The 20357-nt window shown below is 48.9% G+C and carries 19 protein-coding genes and 1 other annotated feature; of the genes, 9 read left to right on the plus strand and 10 right to left on the minus strand.

Annotated elements, in window-relative coordinates:
• Positions 1-569: 569 nt before the first annotated feature.
• Together tyrS and EKM75_RS07740 are read right to left on the minus strand one after the other, a co-directional pair.
• Complete coding sequence (tyrS, locus tag EKM75_RS07735) at positions 570-1829, minus strand: tyrosine--tRNA ligase (RefSeq protein WP_125684500.1); 1260 nt, start codon at positions 1827-1829, stop codon at positions 570-572.
• A 57-nt stretch (positions 1830-1886) separates the two neighbouring features.
• Positions 1887-2084: a binding site (T-box leader), on the minus strand.
• A gap of 46 nt (positions 2085-2130) precedes the next feature.
• Positions 2131-3501 (minus strand): Nramp family divalent metal transporter, encoded by a 1371-nt coding sequence (locus EKM75_RS07740; RefSeq protein WP_125693479.1) that lies wholly within the window; start codon positions 3499-3501, stop codon positions 2131-2133.
• A 203-nt stretch (positions 3502-3704) separates the two neighbouring features.
• Here EKM75_RS07740 and EKM75_RS07745 point away from each other — a divergent pair, with 203 nt between their 5' ends.
• A complete protein-coding gene (locus EKM75_RS07745; RefSeq protein WP_125684496.1) occupies positions 3705-3935 on the plus strand; it encodes a hypothetical protein in 231 nt (76 codons plus the stop codon).
• 75 nt (positions 3936-4010) lie between these two features.
• Here EKM75_RS07745 and EKM75_RS07750 read toward each other — a convergent pair whose 3' ends face one another.
• From EKM75_RS07750 to EKM75_RS07765, 4 genes are all read right to left on the minus strand, one after another.
• Complete coding sequence (locus tag EKM75_RS07750; RefSeq protein ID WP_125693481.1) at positions 4011-4379, minus strand: MarR family winged helix-turn-helix transcriptional regulator; 369 nt, start codon at positions 4377-4379, stop codon at positions 4011-4013.
• A 73-nt stretch (positions 4380-4452) separates the two neighbouring features.
• Positions 4453-5814 (minus strand): DUF2252 domain-containing protein, encoded by a 1362-nt coding sequence (locus EKM75_RS07755; RefSeq protein ID WP_125693483.1) that lies wholly within the window; start codon positions 5812-5814, stop codon positions 4453-4455.
• A 963-nt stretch (positions 5815-6777) separates the two neighbouring features.
• A complete protein-coding gene (locus EKM75_RS07760; protein ID WP_125693485.1) occupies positions 6778-8280 on the minus strand; it encodes a helix-turn-helix domain-containing protein in 1503 nt (500 codons plus the stop codon).
• A 98-nt stretch (positions 8281-8378) separates the two neighbouring features.
• Positions 8379-8618 (minus strand): hypothetical protein, encoded by a 240-nt coding sequence (locus EKM75_RS07765; protein WP_225426681.1) that lies wholly within the window; start codon positions 8616-8618, stop codon positions 8379-8381.
• Between the two features lie 228 nt (positions 8619-8846).
• On the opposite strand from EKM75_RS07765, the gene EKM75_RS07770 reads away from it, so the two are divergent.
• Genes EKM75_RS07770 through EKM75_RS07780 form a run of 3 tightly spaced genes read left to right on the plus strand, consistent with a single transcriptional unit; the run spans position 8847 to position 11256 of the window.
• Positions 8847-10067: a glycosyltransferase gene (locus EKM75_RS07770; RefSeq protein WP_125693487.1), complete on the plus strand. Its 1221-nt coding sequence runs from the start codon at positions 8847-8849 to the stop codon at positions 10065-10067.
• A gap of 2 nt (positions 10068-10069) precedes the next feature.
• Entirely contained in the window at positions 10070-10366 is a 297-nt protein-coding gene (locus EKM75_RS07775; protein WP_125693489.1) for a hypothetical protein, read from the plus strand.
• Complete coding sequence (locus tag EKM75_RS07780; protein WP_125693491.1) at positions 10363-11256, plus strand: polysaccharide deacetylase family protein; 894 nt, start codon at positions 10363-10365, stop codon at positions 11254-11256. The genes EKM75_RS07775 and EKM75_RS07780 overlap by 4 nt, the downstream gene beginning before the upstream one ends.
• A gap of 224 nt (positions 11257-11480) precedes the next feature.
• Here EKM75_RS07780 and EKM75_RS07785 read toward each other — a convergent pair whose 3' ends face one another.
• Positions 11481-12479, minus strand: a complete 999-nt coding sequence (locus EKM75_RS07785) for an NADP-dependent oxidoreductase (RefSeq protein WP_125693643.1) — start codon at positions 12477-12479, stop codon at positions 11481-11483.
• A 186-nt stretch (positions 12480-12665) separates the two neighbouring features.
• On the opposite strand from EKM75_RS07785, the gene EKM75_RS07790 reads away from it, so the two are divergent.
• A complete protein-coding gene (locus tag EKM75_RS07790; protein WP_125693493.1) occupies positions 12666-13004 on the plus strand; it encodes an ArsR/SmtB family transcription factor in 339 nt (112 codons plus the stop codon).
• A complete protein-coding gene (locus EKM75_RS07795; RefSeq protein ID WP_125693495.1) occupies positions 12986-13681 on the plus strand; it encodes a type 1 glutamine amidotransferase domain-containing protein in 696 nt (231 codons plus the stop codon). Before EKM75_RS07790 ends, EKM75_RS07795 begins: the two co-directional genes overlap by 19 nt.
• Positions 13682-14027: 346 nt before the next feature.
• On the opposite strand, the gene EKM75_RS07800 is transcribed toward EKM75_RS07795, so the two are convergent.
• Positions 14028-15431: a cytosine permease gene (locus EKM75_RS07800; RefSeq protein WP_125693497.1), complete on the minus strand. Its 1404-nt coding sequence runs from the start codon at positions 15429-15431 to the stop codon at positions 14028-14030.
• Between the two features lie 321 nt (positions 15432-15752).
• On the minus strand, positions 15753-16193 hold the full coding sequence (locus EKM75_RS07805; protein ID WP_125693499.1) for a nucleoside 2-deoxyribosyltransferase: 441 nt from the start codon (positions 16191-16193) through the stop codon (positions 15753-15755).
• A gap of 550 nt (positions 16194-16743) precedes the next feature.
• Between EKM75_RS07805 and EKM75_RS07810 the strand changes: the two genes are divergently transcribed.
• From EKM75_RS07810 to EKM75_RS07820, 3 genes are read left to right on the plus strand one after another with little or no spacing between them, the layout of a single operon-like run.
• Positions 16744-17220, plus strand: coding sequence for a PH domain-containing protein (locus tag EKM75_RS07810; protein ID WP_125693501.1), 477 nt, complete (start codon positions 16744-16746; stop codon positions 17218-17220).
• On the plus strand, positions 17207-18637 hold the full coding sequence (locus tag EKM75_RS07815; RefSeq protein WP_125693503.1) for a PH domain-containing protein: 1431 nt from the start codon (positions 17207-17209) through the stop codon (positions 18635-18637). Before EKM75_RS07810 ends, EKM75_RS07815 begins: the two co-directional genes overlap by 14 nt.
• A gap of 15 nt (positions 18638-18652) precedes the next feature.
• The gene (locus tag EKM75_RS07820; protein WP_125693505.1) at positions 18653-19006 is read left to right on the plus strand and encodes a DUF2200 domain-containing protein; all 354 of its coding nucleotides are present in this window, start codon (positions 18653-18655) and stop codon (positions 19004-19006) included.
• Positions 19007-19407: 401 nt separating this feature from the next.
• On the opposite strand, the gene EKM75_RS07825 is transcribed toward EKM75_RS07820, so the two are convergent.
• A complete protein-coding gene (locus tag EKM75_RS07825) occupies positions 19408-20343 on the minus strand; it encodes an ABC transporter permease (protein WP_125693507.1) in 936 nt (311 codons plus the stop codon).
• Between the last annotated feature and the right edge of the window lie 14 nt (positions 20344-20357).

Here is a 20357-nt window from a genome sequence, read left to right on the forward strand (position 1 = left end):
GGGTTTGATACCAAGTATCAAACCGCCCTACACATATTTGGTTTGTCGAAACAATGTTCAGTTTTCAAAGGTCTACCAGTTATCCGCTCTCGCAGACAACTTAATAATCATATCATTCAATCAATATGATGTCAACAGGAAGTTTAATTTAACAACGTTCCTCACTGACCGCCGTCTCAATGAGACAACTAGAATAATATATCATTTTATTAACACAACTGTCAACAACTAATTTCAATCTTTCGAATTGGTCTAGCTGATGAATCGCCGTGACAACGTATATAACTATACCAACCAGGAACCAGCACGTCAACTAAAATATGAAAACAAATGGATCTTTTTTCAAAGACATATTTTACGCTTGAAACCGCCTAAAATAGTTACCCGACGGCCGTGTGTTTCCTGATTTATTAATTATAACCGTTCGGCTTTATTTTAGCCAGCAATAACCCCGAACGTTCCCGACGAATGTTCGGGGTTATTTATATATGCCGCCATTTCCCAATCATCCACTCAAAAAGAGCTGTAGAAACCCCCAATTGGATTTCTACAGCTCTCTAAAAGTTAACCTAACCTGCTACACGTACCAAGAAGTACCGTTTCTTACCACGACGAACAATGACAAACTTGCCATCAAAGGCGCTGGCTGGATCAATCTCTGCATCCGTATCCGTAACCTTGTTCCCGTTGATGCGAATAGCACCGTTAGTCAAATCTTCCCGTGCCTGACGACGAGAAGATTCAATCTTAGTATCATCAACTAACCATTCAACAATGTTCTTCTTGTCAGCATTCACTGTCACAGAAGGCATCTTCTTGAATCCTTGTTCAATTTCATTAGCCGTTAACTCAGCAACATCCCCGGAGAACAACGCCTTCGTAATATGTTGTGCTTCAACCACAGCTTCTTTACCGTGCACGAACTCAGTCACTTCTTCAGCTAAGCGAATCTGGGCTTCCCGCTTTTCAGGATGAGCTGCTACGGCGTCTTCCAAGCGCTTGATTTCGTCTTGGTCCAAGAAGGTAAAGTACTTCAAGAACTTGATGACATCACGATCATCCGTATTGATCCAGAATTGGTAGAATTCGTAAGGCGACGTCTTTTCAGGATCAAGCCAAACGTTACCGCCTTCAGACTTCCCAAACTTAGTTCCATCAGCCTTCAACAATAACGGAATGGTCAACCCGTAAGCCTTAGCATCTGCACCCTTTTGCTTATGGATCAGGTCAATCCCAGCTGTGATGTTCCCCCACTGGTCAGCACCACCAATTTGCAATTGAACATCTTCTGCTTCAAATAAATGAAGGAAATCAATTGACTGCAGAATTTGGTAGGTGAATTCCGTGTAAGAAATCCCCACTTCCAACCGTGAAGCAACGACTTCTTTATTTAACATGTTGTTCACGTTAAACAGCTTCCCGTAATCCCGTAAGAAGTCCAACAGAGAAACCTTAGACAACCAGTCGTAGTTGTTTACAATCTTAAAGGACCCATCTTGGCCAAAGAGGTGTTCCATCTGGCCCGTCAGGCACTCTTGGTTGTGGCGTACTTGATCCATCGTTTGCAGAACCCGTTCTGCCTTCTTACCTGAAGGATCCCCAATAGAACCAGTAGCCCCACCAATCACAATGTATGGTCGGTGACCCGCTAATTGGAATCGTTTCAGAATCATGAACGGAATCAAGTGGCCAATATGCATGGAATCCCCAGTTGGGTCAATCCCAGCGTACAAACCAACGGCCTTTTCATTGACCAATTCACCTAAACCGGCTTCATCAGTCTGTTGGTTGATAGCACCGCGCCACTTTAACTCATCAATAATCGACATATTCTTTTCCTCCTACAGTGTTTGTCTCAACAAAAAAGTCCCCAATGGCCCAAGGCCATCAGGGACGAATTGAAATCCGCGTTACCACCCAAGTTGTTGTCAATTGACAACCGCTCGTCATTTTTAACGGAATGACCCGCCGATTACTCGGCCGCTCCGCAGCGTAATTCGTGAAGACGGACGTTCTGACTCCCAGCACCGTCAGATCTCTTGACCGGAGCCGCCCTCACTACTGAACTGTTTCCTAGCTTATGAACTCGATGATACCGGGACACCGGCGAAAAGTCAATACACCAGTTGCTTAAAAGAGGTCGGTCAGCGTGGTCCAGACAATCTGAACATTCAAAATGGTCAGCACAATCGTACATACCCACGCCAGAATCGTCACCCATTTTTTATTGACCCACTGTTCCCCCATGATCTTCTTCGATGACGTAAAAATCGTCAACGGAATCATCGAGAACGGTAAGGCGATTGATAAGAAGACTTGCGAATTAACCAAGAGATTATCCAACGCCGCTTCACTACCACCATATATGATAGAAATAACGATAACGGGGACCACGGAAATCAACCGGGTCACCAGTCGCCGCACCCAAAGCGGAATCTTCATGTTCACGAAGCCTTCCATGATGACCTGGCCAGTCAAGGTTCCCGTAATTGTTGAGTTTTGACCCGAAGCGAGCAAGGCGACCGCAAATAGCGTTGACAGCACTGGCGACGCAACGGCCCCTGCCAAATGGTTGTCTTGCAATGCAGCGTACAGATTACCAAACGTACCCAACTGATCAGTACTCTTACCGAAGAACATGGCTGCCCCTAGCAGCAGTAAGAGACAGTTGATCACAAACGCACCAATTAATTGAATGTTAGAATCCCAAGTGGTGAATTTAACCGCCCGAGCCATTTCCTGAGGATCTTCCCGGTTGAATTTCCGTGTCTGGGAAATGGAAGAGTGCAAGTAGAGGTTATGTGGCATTACCGTTGCACCCACGATCCCCAGCGCCATTGTTAACTGCCCTGGATGCGCAATCTCTGGACGTGGAATGAAGTTGGCCACCGCTGCCCCCATGTTCGGTTGCGCAATGATAACTTCATAAGCAAAGACTACTAAAATCACAGTAATCAAGCACAGCACAATGGCCTCAATCTTACGAAACCCAAGTTTAGTTAATAGTAATAGTAGTAAGACGTCGAAAACGGTCAGGGAAACCCCGATAATTAGTGGCACCCCGAATAGCAGTTGCAGGGCAATCGCGCCCCCAATTACTTCCGCAATATCAGTCGCCATGATGGCCAACTCTGTCATGACCCACAACACAGCCCCAATCCGCTTACCCGTATGTGCCCGAGTGGCTTGGGCCAAATCCATCTGCGTCACAATGCCCAGTTTAGCCGCCATGTACTGAAGCAACATCGCGATTAAACTCGAAATCAAGATTACAGACATCAGCAGGTAACCATACTTGGCACCCCCACCGATTGACGTCACCCAATTTCCTGGATCCATATACCCCACGGCAACTAATGCACCGGGACCAGAAAAGGCCAGTAAGTTCTTCAAGAAGCCCTTTTCCTTTGGAATCGTCACGGTCCCGTTAATTTCTTCCAATGACGGGCCGTTTGCGTAACCGCCAATACTAGTCGGCTTCGTTGAAACGTTGTCTGTCATGTTTTCAACTCCTCTTTCTAAATGGTATTTCACCATTATACTGGCCCATCAGTAATTGTAAAGACTTTTTTAAACGTCCCTAACTTTATTTTTATATGACCCATTAAATAAATAACCCTGAAAACGCAAATTATCCTTGCATTTTCAACGAGTTTGCAACATAATATCCTTCATATTGTTTTTTACAGAAAGTGGTGAATTAAATGACCAACACACGAATTTTCATTGATATGCTTGCCCCCTTATTCATTGCGATCATTGTGCTTGCCGGACTGGCCGCACTAATCAACCTCCGCATCACCGCTGCTGTTATCGGTCTCGGAGGACTGGGCTTTGGCGGACTTGCCATCGTGGTGATTGGCGGTCTACTTGCCGACGCCATTACCCGCTTAAGAGAATCTACCCAACTTAAATCGCCAACAAAAAATCGGTAGCTTACCAGCCAACTTGCTGATAGTCACTCCCGATTTTTTTCTTGCCTTTTTTTGGAACCGCACTACCCGCACGACTCAATTAGCCGCCCCATATAGTTCCTGAAGCGTCTTATGTAAAATATCTGGTAATTGCTGCTGAATCACATCCAGCTGTTGTTGGCCCTGTACCGTTAAAGCCAAGTACCGTCGGCGCCGATCATTCGAGGCAACATGTTGTTTAAGATAGCCCCGCTTACATAAATCAACCACCAAATTGGACGTCCGGGTCGCCGAAAACCCTAATTTATGAGCGACCTGGGCCACTGAAAGTTGTTCACCGCCAACGTACCCCAACAGTTGACATTGTGGCAAGTTGACTGCCATATCCGCCAGGGGTTGATTGTAACACTGCGTCACAACCGTATAAATTTGGGTCAGGCGTTGTAACTGATCCTGCTCCACCATGCGCCCCACTCCCTCCAAATCAATTTTGTATCCGCTTTCATTGTACCACGACCACATTTCTGTGGCGACCTGCTTAGGCCAATCTGTAGTCCTTAAAGGTAGCATAGTCCGTCTTAACCTGCTCAGCGTAAGCCCAGGCAAACGCGGCCAGATTCTCATCAAAGTGCTTGCCACTCCCAATGTACCCGCGAATTTCTGCAGCCGTTGGGCTTTGACAGTGGGCAATGGCCAGCGTCCAGGCACAAGTATTCGCATAACTCTGGAACTGATCCCAGTCGAGTTGGGTCAGATCGATTGATTCCTTCATATCCCGAAATTGTCGAACATAAAAACTTTGCTGTTGCCCAGCGAAATAACCCAAGAAGGGATCCGAAGCCGACTGCAAGATTTTCTGACAGTCCACGATTCGTTGCCCTTCCGTTTGTTCAAGGGCCACCGTAATCTCAGTCTCTGCCTGACTACCAACCTGTCGAGTTGGCAATGCCTCTTTGACCTGTAATACCAAGTGGGAACCATCAATACTCGTCAGCAGCACGAGATAGCAACGGGAGCCAAAACTACCAACCCCCACGCTGTGCCGAACAATGTCCGTAATGTGATACTGCGAAAGTAACAGGTTCACGTCTGGCCGTAAAGACTGCCGATACGCCGCGAAGTAAGTCGCAATATGACTGGTCACGTCGTCATCCACGTGCATGGTTCGCGGTGCATTTTCACGAAAACACAAGTTACCACGGACATCCAGCGTCGTAAATTTCCGAACGACCTGTTCTGAGTCTCGCTTATTAGCCCGATTGATAATCGTTGTTAACAACTGAGAATTATCATTGTCCAACGCACTAGCTTTCAACAGCCGGTCCACTTCGTTCAATGGGTAGAAGCGGGCCAAGGTCGTCTGCTCAAACATCTGCTTGTTACTCTTGCGATAGCTCTCAGCAACCAGTGGTAATAATTGCCGCAGTTTCTTTTCCTTAAAGCCATTTGCTTCACCCGCTAAAAGTACGCTGACTAACAACCGTTTCAAATCCCACTCCCAGGGGTTGATCCCCGCTTCATCAAAGTCATTCAAATCAAATAGTAGTCGGCGCTCAGGCGATGCGTAAAATCCAAAATTTCCGATGTGGGCATCCCCACAAATAAAGGTCGTGATGGGTGTGTTCAACTGCTCACGCAAGTCGGCTTCCATTAATTCCGCCGTTCCTCGGAAAAAAGAGAAAGTCGACGCCCCCATGCGCTGGGTTCGTTCCGGCAAAAGCTCCGGCAACAATAACTGCCGAATGCGATCCATCAAGAGGTTACTGTCTCGATCAACGGGGTGGTAAGCGCCAAGCTGTTCAAACGAGACCTGTTCCCGAGCACCCTTACCCAGCCGACGCAGTTCCGCAATCGTCTTATTCACTTGAACCCTTCCGGTACTAAAAGCTGCTGGCGTCATCACGCCACCTCCCGTCATTAATTGCCTCTTATTTTACCGCAAATTAGGCTAACGGCGTCAATATTAACTGCAACCAGTGGGTAAGGTGAATAGTCACCCGCAACTTGCAGCCCATCAGCCCCTGAAGGCCACTTGTAAGTTGCCGCTACATCAACCACCTAATATTGTGGCCCACCACCTAATCTTTGAGACTAGCTGATAGCCTTTATATATAGTAGGTTTTTGCATCAATTACTCACTTAAAGGTTGAAAGCACTGAAACACCCACTGTGCCTGATACAACAAGGGTTGGGTGTCAGGGGTTAGTCGGACATAGTGGGAAATTGCCGCCTTACCGTTCGCCAAATTTGGACCGGAACGCGGTGGGAAGGACGGGACAAGCCAAAAAGCGGTCTTGCCCCTCGCTTGAAGCCGCAAAACACGTCTTCAAGTCGCCATTTTCAAGAAAGCCACTTGAAAATCCTACGGCTGAGTCCAAATTTGGCTCACTCTCGGCTACCCAGTGGAGCGCCAATAATATTGCGTAAGTACCGCTATTCAGGCAATTAAGCTAGCTTAGTTTTCAAGAACCTGTTTAACCGGAGGTGGTCAGAGGTGGAGCCAGCTGTGTCGACGGTGTTAGCCGATTTTCGGCTTACAGCGTGGGACGTGTTTGGAGACTGGTGGTTTCTCCGGGCTCCAAACCGAGCCGAAGGACCGCTTTTCAGGCCGTAGGCGTTCCCCACAGCAGGTGGAATCTCTGACAGCCGTAGGTGGCTGGATAGGACTAGTTTTAAGTCTATAACGCCGTACTATTCTTGGCTTGATAACGGTTTTCGAACTTCAACCGTTAGTTACTCACTATTATCGGCCGCATTCCCCTGATACCACAAAGTTTCAGGACAGACGGGAGTACAAAGTAAAGGGAGGCCCTGACCTACGTCACAGTCTCCCCCGCCAATCATTCATGAATGTTTAACCAGTTTAGCCGCCGTTCACGCCGTCCCGATGCGCAATCTGACTACTCCGGTTATTAAAGTCCAGCGCAAAAAGTGACAGCTCGTGGTGACGCAACGTTCGAATCAGCCGATCCAAATTTTCACCGTACTCCAGTTCCTTGACCCAGTGAAAGGCCTCCAACTGATGACGTTGCGCAAATTCAGCCGCTAACGGGTCGATACCGTACACCACCAAATAATTATCCCGATGAGTCTGATCAATCACCGTTTGATTAGTGAGTAAGGTTAGGTGCACGATACCACTCAACAATCTGTTGAAAATATCCGTGGTCACACCAATCATGTCGTAGGTCACTAAGATCTCAACCTTAGCCGCCGTCAACGTCAACCCGTTCGTATATTTACTCAGGTAGCGTTGCACCAGTCGCAAGTCGGCTGGCCCCACTTGGCCGGGGTACAACCGCCCCATACTATCAGCCAAAGCCAAAGCCGCCGCCATGGATGCTGGCGTTGGTCGGTACAACGCTGTAATTTCTGGACGTAATAGCGGATCGACCCGAAAGAGGAGCATGAATTGGCAGAGTGCAAAGAGCCAGTTGGCAAACCAATCCGCTCCACTGGCGTAGTCCTCAAGCTCAGTGACCCCCGGCGCCAATTGATAAAAGCCACCGTGTTGTTTGAGTCCCCGGTACAACCGAGCCATAGCTTGTGGCTGTAAAGCTCGCACAAAGTACGGCGAACTCGTCAGTAAATAATCCAGCGTCGCCAGTTCCGTCAGAACCTCCTGTGGTGAATCCCCCAACTGGGCCTGCATTTGCTCGGCCAACGCACGGAGATCTGTTAGGTGAGCCAGCGGGAACCGCAGCGCTTCGAATCGGTGTCCCTGCTCCAACCGCAACAGCGCTATCGTGATCATGAGGTCTCGTCGTTGCGCCAAGCTAGCAGAGTCCTGATACAGTCGTGAAGACTGATAGGTCTGCACCAGTTCATCGTGAAGGGTCACCAAACGTTTCGCTAGCCGGGGTAAGCCGACCACCGGCGTCAACGTGGTGGTAAACAACATAAAATAAAAGAGCTGAATCAAGGCTTCATCCCCCACGACCTGCAAGGGACTGGCCGTTAACTGTAAGTTGTACTGCGCCAGTTGCAACTTCATCGGCCGCATTCGGCGATTAAAGGTGGATAAACTGATATCGTGACGCGCACAGAAGTCCGCCGTTTCCTGCGACTGAGATGTAATCGTCGCCAGTAAAGCCTGATACGGGATACTTTGTAAATAGAGCCAGTGGCGGTACGTATCCATTGAAACCATCGTTTCCAGGTGATCCTTGCTCAAACTCGTGGTGCCATCCAAGACTAATAGGTCAGTCCGCAAATTAAGCAACACGTGATAGGCGCGTGAATAACTCACATCGGCCGCCGTCGCAAAGGCAGTCAAACTAAAACGTTGTCCATGGTCGTTGATAAACGTTAACAGCCGCAGTTTCAAAATGTCTTTGGCCGTCAACATGGCAAAATCAATTTTCACTGCAATCCTCTCCCCCCACGCGAGTTGGATAGCGAAAACCCCTGAGCTGTGGTTAAATCCACCACCAGCTCAGGGGCCCGTTACCCGCACGTTCTCTCTCAGTCGATGCTAGTAATGGTCACGCCACGTTCATCGAATTCCGCTAAGGTTTCTTTTAAAATGATTCGGGGATCGTCGTACCGAATTCCCGGTAAAACGCTACTGGTAAAGTTTCCGGTCAGTTGGCCGTCTTGAACTTCTGGTGAGATCCGAACATCGGCGCCCTCACTGGTTGACAGCGTCACGCTCTGCCCCTCAGTTAACCGATCGACTAACGGTAAAATTGGCATCTGTTGCATCAATTCGATCACCCTCCATACTTGCTTTCTCCCTCATTCTACCACGGTCCAGTCTAAACAGCCGTCAGCCCCGCTCAGCGAATCGAAATTAGAAATGACTTTCTTAATAACTCCTTAAGTTTCCCCCACATTTGCCATCTGCTATTCCCTGAATACGTTGGTTGTGGTATTCTCAAGGCCGTCTATTTAATAGCATGAACGACACATTCTGGGGGAGAATAATAAGTTATGTGGTTTAACAATCTGAACACCGGCTTTGTGGTGGGCTACCCAATTTTCGTTTCCATTATTTGGATTACTGGGTGCCTATTCTCAGGCCTTTTAAGGCGTCATCAAGTACGCCCATCACTCAAGCTGACGACTGAACCATTCGTCTCGATATTGGTTCCAGCTCATAACGAATCGGATACACTCCGATCGGCCGTCCAGTCCTTGGCTGAACTAGAATATGAAAAATACGAGGTCGTCCTGATCGACGACTGTAGTTCTGACGACACGCTGGCCATCATGCACGACTTAAAAATGCAGTGGGCCGACGAGTTGCCTATCACCGTTGTCGGCCTCCCCGTTAACCAGGGCAAGGCCAACGCGTTGAACCAGGGCTTAAAAGCAGCTAAGGGTGACTACTTAGTCGGTATCGATGCTGACTCCTTATTGGCTCCCGACGCTGTGACCCAACTCATCACGACCCTGACCATGCAACCAGATTACGGGGCAGTCACTGGAAAACCAGTCGTCCGCAACCGGTCGAGCCTTTTAGGTCGTCTGCAGTTACTGGAGTACGTCGGCGTGATCGATATCATCAAGAAAGCACAGGCCTACCTAACTGGGAGCATTACCACGGTATCTGGGGTAATTGTTGCCTTTCGTCGGTCAGCCTTAGAGGACGTCGGTGGGTGGAATCCGGCCGTGATGACCGAGGATATCGACATCACTTGGCGACTTTACCGGCACAACTGGCGAGTGGCCTACGAACCTCGCGCTGTTTGTTGGATTCTGGTTCCCGAACGCTTTCGTGGTTTGATCAAGCAACGTCAACGCTGGTCACGTGGGGGCCTAGAAGTCCTCTTCACCAACTGGCGTGGCTTCTACCGTAACCCATGGGGCCAACGCTTCCTGTTACTTGAAACGGTCATCAGTAACATTTGGGCTCTAATGACGGCGCTCAGTGTCCTGACCTACACCATCAAATTGATTTTTCTGCACGGCCTATCATTGGATGGAAACCTGCTATTGATCCTGTTGATTCTTAGTTTTGTACAGTTCACATTGGGCTTCTTGGCTTCTCAAGTCACGGCCAAACTGGCTGGGCCAGAACTGCTGCTGGTGCCCATCTACGTGCTGTACTACTGGATGATCAACTTGATCAGTTGTTTGGCCGCCATTTCCTCGTACATCATTGATCCCAAGCGCCGTGGCACTTGGCGTAGTCCGGATCGAGGTATTTAATTATGAAAAAACAATCGAATTTTGATCCCGTCATTCGTCACCAGACGGGGCACGTCAGCCACCTCGTCCGCATTATTATCTTAATTGCCCTGTGGGCTTTCGTTGCATTGGTCGTGTGCATGAACATTGCCTTCAAAATGGGAATCTACAGTGACAGCTTGGTCAGCATTTATTTACTGCTGAACCTGACACCACATGCAAACAACGGTTTTCTCATCTTGATTGGGTGCTTGCTGATTATTGTCCCTATCTACTGCATTTACCGCTGGATTCACATTAAAAAGGAGGGTCACGCATGACGCCCCGCTCACGAAAAGGCCTCTTGATTGGCCTCCTGATAGCCCTGGTCTTTGGCCTCGGTTGGACCTTCCAACGCCAAGCCGTTAAGTTACACAACACGGAAGAAAGCTATGCCCTACCCGCCCGCTTCCAAAAAGACCAGAACGGTATCATGGTCTTTTGTTACCACCGGGTTGTTAAGGGAACCGTGCCCACCCAAATCGCACAAAAGCTCTCAAATAACTCTCAACTACACGAATTCAACGTTCCTGCTAGCGAGTTTGCGGCACAGATGAAGGAATTACATGACAATCACGTCAAGATCATTTCATCCGAACAAATGACCCAAATGGTTGCGAGTCATCAACCGATCAAAGGCAAGTACGCCGTGCTTTCCTTTGATGATATTGACCGTAGTGTCTTGGACAACGCCGTACCCGTGATGAAAAAATACAACTTTCCTTTCACAGCCTTCGTGATCACCGGGAACACCGGCCAATACCGTGAAGGTAGCCAAATGGCCACTTGGTCTCAGATCAAGGCGGCTAAGAAGCTGATGGGCGACAAGATGACGCTGGGCTTGCATACGCATAACCTGCATCATTTAACGGCTAAAATGGAACCCGTCTTCATGCAACCCCATTACCTAGGAAAGTTTGAACGGGACTTCCACCTATCTGCCAAGGAACTCAAAGCCCACACTGGTGTGACAGCGAACGCGTTCGCCTACCCCTATGGTGGTGGAACGACGCAAATCAACAACTTCCTGGCTCATCAACAATTGAACTGGGTGGCTACGCTGGATTCTGGTATCGTCACCAGCCAAACCAATCTGAATGAGACGCCACGGTTGATTGTTAACCACGAAAGTTGGCCGTCCATCATCAAATGGTTGAAAACCAGTAAGTAAGCCTGATGATACGCCCAAGAGCTAGGTATGAAATCACTCATACCTAGCTCTTTTTTTACGGCTTAAAGGTTGTTATAACACCAATATTAACTTGTGTATTCTTCCACCATACCGGCCGCCAGTTATGGGCTGGAAAATGACGGTCTCATAGTTTCCACCAAGTCTGTTCTTGGTCTATTTCGTAAACCTAAAATTAATCAGTTAGAGATCCCCGACCTTTTTGATTAACTAATTTTAAGGATGATTTTTCCGCGAGCGTGTCCGTTCTTAGCGTAAGCTAGCGCACGATTCAGTTCATAAAAATTAAAGCTGCGATCGATAATTGGGCGCAATTGCTCCTGTTCTATCAAGCGCGTTAATTCTGCCAGCTCAGTACCACTGGGCCACATGAAGAGGAAACGGTAGGCTACCTGTGTCTGCTTTTCCACGTGATTTAGCCGATGCGTTGCTAGTCTGAAGAGGGCACGTTTCCATCGTGGGAGACCATATGCCTTTGCAAAACGGGCATTAGGCAAACCGGAGATGCTGACCACCTGGCCGCCTGGCTTGACGATTGAGAAGGCTTGCTCGAGATTTTTTCCACCTAGAGTATCAAACACAGCGTCGTAATCCGTCAGCGCATCCGCAAAGTTTTCAGTATGGTAATCGATGACGCGGTCGGCGCCCAACTTGCGAACGAGATCGAAATTTCGCGGGCTGGTTGTGGTCGCGACAATGGCACCGAGGCGCTTGGCCAAATGAATGGCTACTGTGCCAATGCCCCCCGAACCGGCTTGAATCAGTACGTGTTGGCCAGGTTTAATTTGTAGGATATCGTGGAGCGCCTGATAACTCGTCAAACCGACTAGTGGCATTGCAGCAGCCTCCTTGAAGCTGAGGTTGCGGGGCTTTAAGGCGATATCGGTAGCATCGACCGCCAAGTATTCTGCGAAGGTCCCAATCCGGTTCTTACGAGGCCGACCGTACACGGCGTCGCCAATCCTAAAGGTTGTGACGTCGGTGCCCACAGCCACTACTTCGCCGGCAAAATCACTGCCGATGATCAGTGGCATCTGGTAGGGTAGTAATATTTTTAGGCCACCTGCCATCGTTTTCAGGTCGATGGGGTTGATACTGGCTGCTTTGATTTTGACTAGCACGTCGGTTGGTTGCGGCGTAGGCATGGCGACGGTCTTGATGTTGGGTATGGCTTGCTGATAGTGAGTAATTACGGCGGCTTTCATAGTTTTGAACACGCTGTTTCGCACTCTTTTCCGTTTATATTTTTGAACGATTAAAAACCATATTACATAATTGGTTTAAAAATGTCAACGAATATGTTTGAGACTGATCATTGCTACATCAAAGTTGACAGAGAGACGATAGCATGGTTTAATGGTTTAAAACAATAAACGACCAGGTGATATAAATTGTCAAATTTAACCAAGTTGAAACACGAGTTCACGCGCTCTAGCGACTTTCTAGTCGCACTGGGAGATCAGAAGCGTCAAGCGATTATCATTGCGCTACTGGATCAGAAGGTTATCCATCGAGGTCTTCAGGTTACCGACCTCATCGGCGTCACAGGGCTCTCACGGCCAGCCGTGTCACACCATCTCAAAATTTTAAAGGACGTTCAGCTCGTCGACTATCGACGGGAAGGGACGAGGAACTTCTACTATCTCACGCATCAGACCAAAGCCATTGATCAATTGAAGACCCTCTTAGATCACGTTACGGAGACGATGATATGCAATCAAAAACTTTAAAGAAAATCCTAATTGTACTTACAAATACGACACGCTATGGCAATACGACCGACCCGACTGGATTGTGGCTGGGTGAAGCGACCGAATTTGCCCTGATTCTGCAGCAGGCCGGCTATCAGATCGATTATGTTAGTCCTAAGGGCGGCTTCATACCGCTGGATCCGCGTAGCATGAAATACACAGACAGCGAAATTATGGCGTTCTATGAGACTGCCGACTTCCAACAGCGGGCGTTAACCCATTCACTAGCACCAACGCAGGTTGACCCGGCGGATTACGCCGCAATTTACTATGCTGGCGGTCATGGTGTCATGTGGGATTTTCTCGACAATAAACCGCTCCAGAGCCTCGCAGCCAGTATCTATGCCAATGGTGGTTACGTTACCGCCGTCTGTCACGGGATTGCTGGACTCCTAAACATTCAAACGGCATCCGGCGAATATTTGATTGCTAACCGCAACGTCACCGGGTTTACCAAGTCTGAGGAAATTTTGGCAGGCAAGCAATCAGTCGTTCCATTTTTCAATCAAACAGTTGCTGAACAACGTGGAGCGACCTTCATGAAGCGCCGTGCCTACAAGGAATATGCCGTTCAGGATGGCCATCTGATTACCGGTCAGAATCCCTTTTCGGCCAAGGCAGTCGCCCGGTTGTTGGTCCAAAATTTAGCAAAATAAACCATCTTCGGATGACAAATCTAGTTAATTTTCAATACAACGCGGTACCAAGTCCGTATTTCCCTAGATTTATACTTAACTAAGGGTAAGAACGGTGTGGACACAACTTGAAGCCTCGAAAGTTCCGAGTCTACAAGCTTGGTCATCATGAGTGGCTCAACTCCCCCCTGTCTGCGGTAATCATGTTCCACCACAAACAGAGCCGCAGTGCGACCAATTTAACTAGTTGATGATTAAAAACCGGGTCCCCGCCAAAGGTGCGAGAACCCGATTTTTATTTTTATTAAGCCTGGTAACCAGCTTGGCCTTCACCAAAAACCTCGCTGAGTTACACAGTTTTAAACACTTATTTTGCTGGAACCGCCCGTGACCGGGTTGCTCGCATCAAGAACCAGTAGATGACCGCCGTAATGGCCATCGCAATAAACGTTGCACCAACGGTATTGGCAATCGCTGGGACCTGCTTTAGTCCCCAGTAAGAGACGACCCCCAGAATCCAACTGATAACCGCCAGCCAATTAATCCCGTGCGTATACCAGTATGCCCCACGGACTTTCGTAAACTCACCTAGTTGATACTGCTTGCGCTTCAAGAAGAAGTAATCAACCAAGAAGATGGCAATCTCTGGTCCCAAGAACATGCCAATCCCATCCAAGAACGTCTCAAATACGTCCAAGAAACTGGCCAGATATACCGGAATAAAGGTTACCAGTGTGGCCGTTAACGTCACAATCCACAGACTAACATTCAACGACAACCGATGCGTCATGTTTGTCAGCGCCGACCCCGCTGACATCAAGTTGACCGCGTTGGCCGTGGTACTGGTCAAAACAATAACCAACAGTGCAATGATGCCTAAGCCTAATTTAGCAGCGACCGTACTGGGGTCAGAGTTATTCGGGTCGAAATGGTTCAGCGAAACCGCCGTCCCAATCGTGGCGAACAACCCAATGAACGCGAACCAGAAGAGGCCAAAGTTAGCCCCCAGGAAGGAATAGGTCGTCGCTGCCGACTTCTTAGCCGTGAACCGACTAAAGTCAGAGGCCGCCGTTACCCAGGCTAGGTTGAACGCCGCTAGTGTATCAGCCGCAACTCCCGATGACATCCGCAGGCTGTGTGGCGGCCGCCAGGACACAATGTCGTGGAAGGAGACGGTTTGAAAGACGACCACCGATTCCCACAAGACAAAGATGACAACCAACACTATGCCGACCCGTTCGATCATCCGCACAGACTTTTCCCCAACCGAAATGCTCAATAAATGCAGGATACTCATAATAATGATACCAACGATCAGGCCAAACGTCCCACCTGGCTTGCCGTAAAGTGGCCAGCCAAATAATTCCCCAAAGATATAGCTGATCGACGTCGCCGCAATAAAAGTGTTCACTGCAGCCCACCCAATGAATTGAATCACGTTGATTACAGAAGGAATGAAACTCCCCCGTAATCCAAACGATGCCCGGGTCAGTGCCATGGCTGGCACGCCGGTCCGATAACCCATGTAACTCGCAACTGCGAGCAAAGCATAAGAAATCAGTCCCACAATCACCAACGTGGTCGACGCTGTTAGAAACCCACAGGCGGCAATGACTCCCCCAATGTACCAGGTCCCATTGTTCGCGTTAGCCCCGATCCACGTTGCAAATAAGTCCCAGTTAGACATCCGCCGATGAGCCAGCGGAATCGATTCGACCCGACCAAACTCAGCCGGGCCTTTGTTGCCAGAAGCTTTCAGGTCTTGTGCCATGGATTCTCACCTTTCACTTTAGTTCTTCGAAGCTGTCCCTAACTGCCACGCTACACATTGATTGTCAGATTCACAATTGATGTCACTAGCTTAGTTAACTCACATGACTGAGCCGTATCCAGTCAAAGACGTCATATCAAACGTCCTGCCGAGAGGGTTCGCAACATGGGCTCAGGCGCCTCGTTGTTCTAAATCGCGGTGATCTTTACCGAGACTTAAAACAAGGCTAAGCTTTAAGACTCACGCCTTTTAGTGAGGCTTAAAGTTGTGCCGGCGCCGTTCCAGTCCATGTTGCGAACCCGGCAAGGCAAGCACGTTTAATTAAAGGATTTCACCGACGAATTCACCAGGGGTCATCTGATTAAAATCATACGTCTCAAAGTCGGCAACGTTCTTGGTATACCAGTGCATGCTTTCGGTAATCATCAGGTTGACCGCTTCGTTCTTTTCCTGCAGGGCTAGGATTGGTTTATCGCTCATCGTAGCAACGCCCAATTCGTAGGCCGTGCCGGAGTCTAAGTTCTTTGCCTCGAAGTCAATGACCGTCACAATCACGTCCGCTGCAGCAATTTGCCCCATATCGCGGTGGAAAATTTCTGTGGCCCACGGCTTCGTGAACTGTTCATGCTCAGCATCTTGATGCAACCGGGGTGAATAAAAATCTGTCACCGTCGGATTGGCTTCCAAAGCGGCCTCCAAGCGTTTCACCCGGTCGACCTGTTCGGGACTAAAGAACGGACTTGCTACATAAATCTGTGCCATGTATAAAACTCCTCCATCGTTTGTCTTTCAACCAATTGGCCATGAAAAAAGCGGCCAAATTCCGCAAGGATTCAGGCCGCTAGGTGCATGCCAAGGGCATACTTCCACCGAACCTTTGTTAGCCTCACGGGACTAAGTTAAAAGGACTATTTGGTTGTTGTTAGGTATTATACGGGGCCAAAAAGTATCCGTCAATCACCATTCAGTATAATTAGGTTGAGGTTAACCGTTACACTCTGCAGACGCCATGGCTTGTCAATTTTTTAATTTTTATTTTAATCACGCCGGTCGGTTAACTAATCGTGCTTGCCATTAATCCACTTCAGAAAAAAAATTTCTCTTTCCCTTGGCAGCCAGGCTAACTTTGAACAGAGTTACGGTCTTCTCTGTCTCAAGTCATTTGCCATCCGCATCAATTTGCTTTGAGTTCAACAATTAGTCCCGCCATGAGTCCATCTACGGTGCTCGTCAAGGCGGTCACTAGGGTTCAACTTGTCAGGGCTACGGTCAGTTGCTACACTGGAAATAACTCAGGAGAGGAGTTTCATCTATGACATCAACGACCCACCATCTACCACCCCGCATCAAGCTGATCTGGGGGCTCAGCGCACTGGGGAGCTGCGCCGCGCTCGTGGTTATCACCGCCCTACTGTGGTTGACCTACCGGTACTGGGACTGGCCCCTTTGGATCACCATCGTTGGCCTCATCATCACCCTTGCCGAACCGCTCATCGAGGCGGGACTGATTCCATACCGCTATCGCTTTACGCGCTACCAAATATCAGATTTAGCCGTCGAAATGCAGGCCGGCTTCATCTTTCAAAAACGGGTGGCGATTCCAATTGCCCGCGTACAAAACGTCACGTTAAAGGCTGGTCCCCTCCTCCAGTGGCAAAAGTTGACGGCGGTTTCAATTGCAACCGCCTCGACCAACCACAATATTGAGGGACTAGAATTAGCTGAAGCCGAACAACTCCGGGAACAAATCATGCGGCTCGCACAGGAGGCCCGCCATGACAACGCCTAGACGAACTAACATTTTAGGACTGATTCAACACATTGCGACCTCAATCAAAGACTATTGGTACCTTTTTGTGATTCTACTAGCGCAGAACGGGGTCCCCCGTATCATCCTTTGGGGCGGACTTTGGCTAATGCTGTTTGTATTTCTGATTTGGCCAATTCTGAAGTGGGTAACGCTAACTTATGCCGTGACCCCCGACGCCCTCATCATTCACTCCGGTATCTTAGTTCGGCACCACGAACATATCCCCTACGCTCGGATTCAGACCCTCCAGCGTAAGCAATGGTTTTACCTCCAACCATTTCATCTAGAGGAAGTTCAAATTGAAACGGCTAGCCACGAGGAGGGCAAACCAGAGGCCCGCCTGGCCGCCGTTCCTTTAACGGTGGCGCAAGAAATCAATCGACTGCGTCAAGCAGCACCAGTCAGTGACCCATCGACCCCAGACGTCATCGAAGACGTCCCGGTCGGCGTTCCTCCAGCACACTACCAAATCAGCTTAGCCGACCTGATTAAATTTTCACTGACTTCCCTGATTTTTTTGCCATTTTTACTGGTCTTACTAGGACTTTACGATAAGCTGCCCCATTCTTGGACCAACCTGCTCGTCAACGAAGCCAGTCATCTCGCCATCTTATTCCTAATCGGTAGCCTGATTATCATCATCGGGTTGACCTGGCTAGTGGCCTTCGTGGGTACGCTTTTGCACTACTATCGCTTCACCCTAACTCGCGACGGCGATCAGCTTCACACCGCTAAGGGGCTCCTTCAGCGAAATACCATCAGTGCCCCGTTGGACCGCATCCAAGCCCTGCGTTTCAAACAAAACCCGCTTCGTCGGGGGCTACACCTCCAAACGGTCCAAGTTCTACTCGCCTCCAAAGCAGCGGCTAAGGATGACGACAACGACCTCACCATTTTACCGGTGATCAATGAACGGGTAGCGCGCGATACCATTCACCCATTTGTCGACTGGCTCCCTACCCAAGCTCCTAATCTGACAGAATTACAGGTCAGCCGAACGTGGTACCAGATTCGTAATGCCGTACTAATTATTTTGCTTCCAGCCCTTCTGATTGCCTGGCTCTGGCCGACAATTGGCTGGTGGCTTTTCCCCATCTGGTTAATCATCGCGGTGGCAGCCGGCCGGTTTGCGGCACGCCACACGGGCGGCAGTCGGCTCCAACACGACCTATTAATTCTCCAAACGGGCCACCTTTTCACCCTAGACCAAACCTATGTCCCACTGCGTAATGTTCAGTCGGTTCGTCTGTCTCAGTCTATTTGGATGAAGCATACGCACCTCGCCCACCTGACAGTCAACGTCCGCCGGGGCAATGGTAACCAAGCCATTCGCCTTCGCTACCTGCCTCAACAAAACGCACAAGCCATTTACGACTGGTACCGTACCCACAGCTAGAAAGGAATCCTGACAATGACAGAACCCAGAATCTACAGCATGCCCTTCGCCAAGATCTACCCCCTCTATCAACAAAAACTAGCCAAAAAGGGACGATCAACAGCTGAACTTAACCAGGCAATCACTTGGTTAACTGGCTACGATCACACCATGCTTGAGCAGCAACTTGCGACGACCATCAGTGTTCAAGACTTTTTCACCCAAATGCCACGGCTGAACCCCCGGGCTAGTGAAATCACGGGCACTATCTGTGGCGTGCGTGTCGAAACCATTGCCGCCCCCACCATGCAACGCATTCGCTACCTGGATAAACTAGTTGATGAGCTAGCCAAGGGTAAACCGCTGCGGCAGGTTTTACGCGAAGAGTAACAAAAAACTGAATATGTTGTGAACCACCTAAAGTTCGAGTTAGCAATATCAACGTCACAGTCGAGTGAAATTATAGCTTATCACTCAGTAGCTTCACTACCACATCCAAATTTCATTCCACTGAATTAATTTCCACAACACCACAAACTGCATCAGTTAAAATTAGCGACAACCGTAGTCACGCTCCGGCCGGCACGTGACGGCAAACCGGCACCCCAGTATTTTAACTTTCAAGGGAAAACAAAAACAGGCACCGCAACGAAATTCGTTGTGGTGCCTGTTTATCGTCACAGCTACGTTCCCCACGTAACCGTGCTCCCCTTGGTATCGGCTGCGCTTCCCCAAGCCGCTACGACACCTAAAATCAATTTTAATTCCTACTCTCTAGCCAAAATAAGTCTTTATTGATGTTGACGCCATTGATGCCAAGCTTCACCAATGCGTGGCCGCCAGAGCCAAATATACCCGAAGACGACAGTCACGACAAAGGTGATTAGAACCGTATTGAAGTCCGCTTGGTTAAAGAGACTTAACCCCGTTACGTAGACCACGAACACGATGTACACCGGCAGCTTCAGCCCTGGGAACAAAAGGTACTCCCCATTATGCTCCAAGGACGACCGGTTATAGAGGTACGCACCCCAGATAACCAACACGATGGCAAAAATCAAGAGCGTCAAGATGATTGTCCAATCGCGTTGTGAACCGTTCAAGTGAAACGGACCTCCGTGTAACATATTATCATAGATTGTGTCTAATCCAGCTAAAGAAATTGTAAAGCCGAGCAAAGTCAGAATCATCGTGCCCGTTTGACCCATGATCAAAGCGGCAAACCAACCGATAGAGAAGAGGCCAAAGGACATCATCAGCCCATAGGCCCAGGAAGTAAGCAATCCTGGCCAAGCCAGCTGAAAGCCCATCCCTGCTGGTGCTGCAACCCAGTAAGTCAGGTACTGCAACCCAGTCACCACAATGACGATACCTACCAGCACGGCCAAAACGATCCGTAACTTGGCCCAGTAGACCTGTTTGCGTGAAAAACCACTACTAAACAAGAACTGATTGAAGTTATCCTTCAAGTCCTGATTCATGAAGGCGGCCCCGATACCTAAGAACATAAAGTGGAAAAATGTGGTATAGGCCACAAACTGGTCATCCGAATAGACCTGCCAACGGCGGATACTAACATCCACGATTTGGGTCGTATCCACGTACCTCAAACCTGAAATAGTGGCAAACGTCATGGAAACACAGATCAGGACCGCTAGCACAGCCATCGTCGCAAATAGTTTCCGGTGACGGCGCCAAATGAGTCGATCTAATTGAGTCGTTAACATATGAATCCGTCCCC

Source organism: Levilactobacillus tongjiangensis, assembly GCF_003946345.1.
Lineage (GTDB): Bacteria > Bacillota > Bacilli > Lactobacillales > Lactobacillaceae > Levilactobacillus > Levilactobacillus tongjiangensis.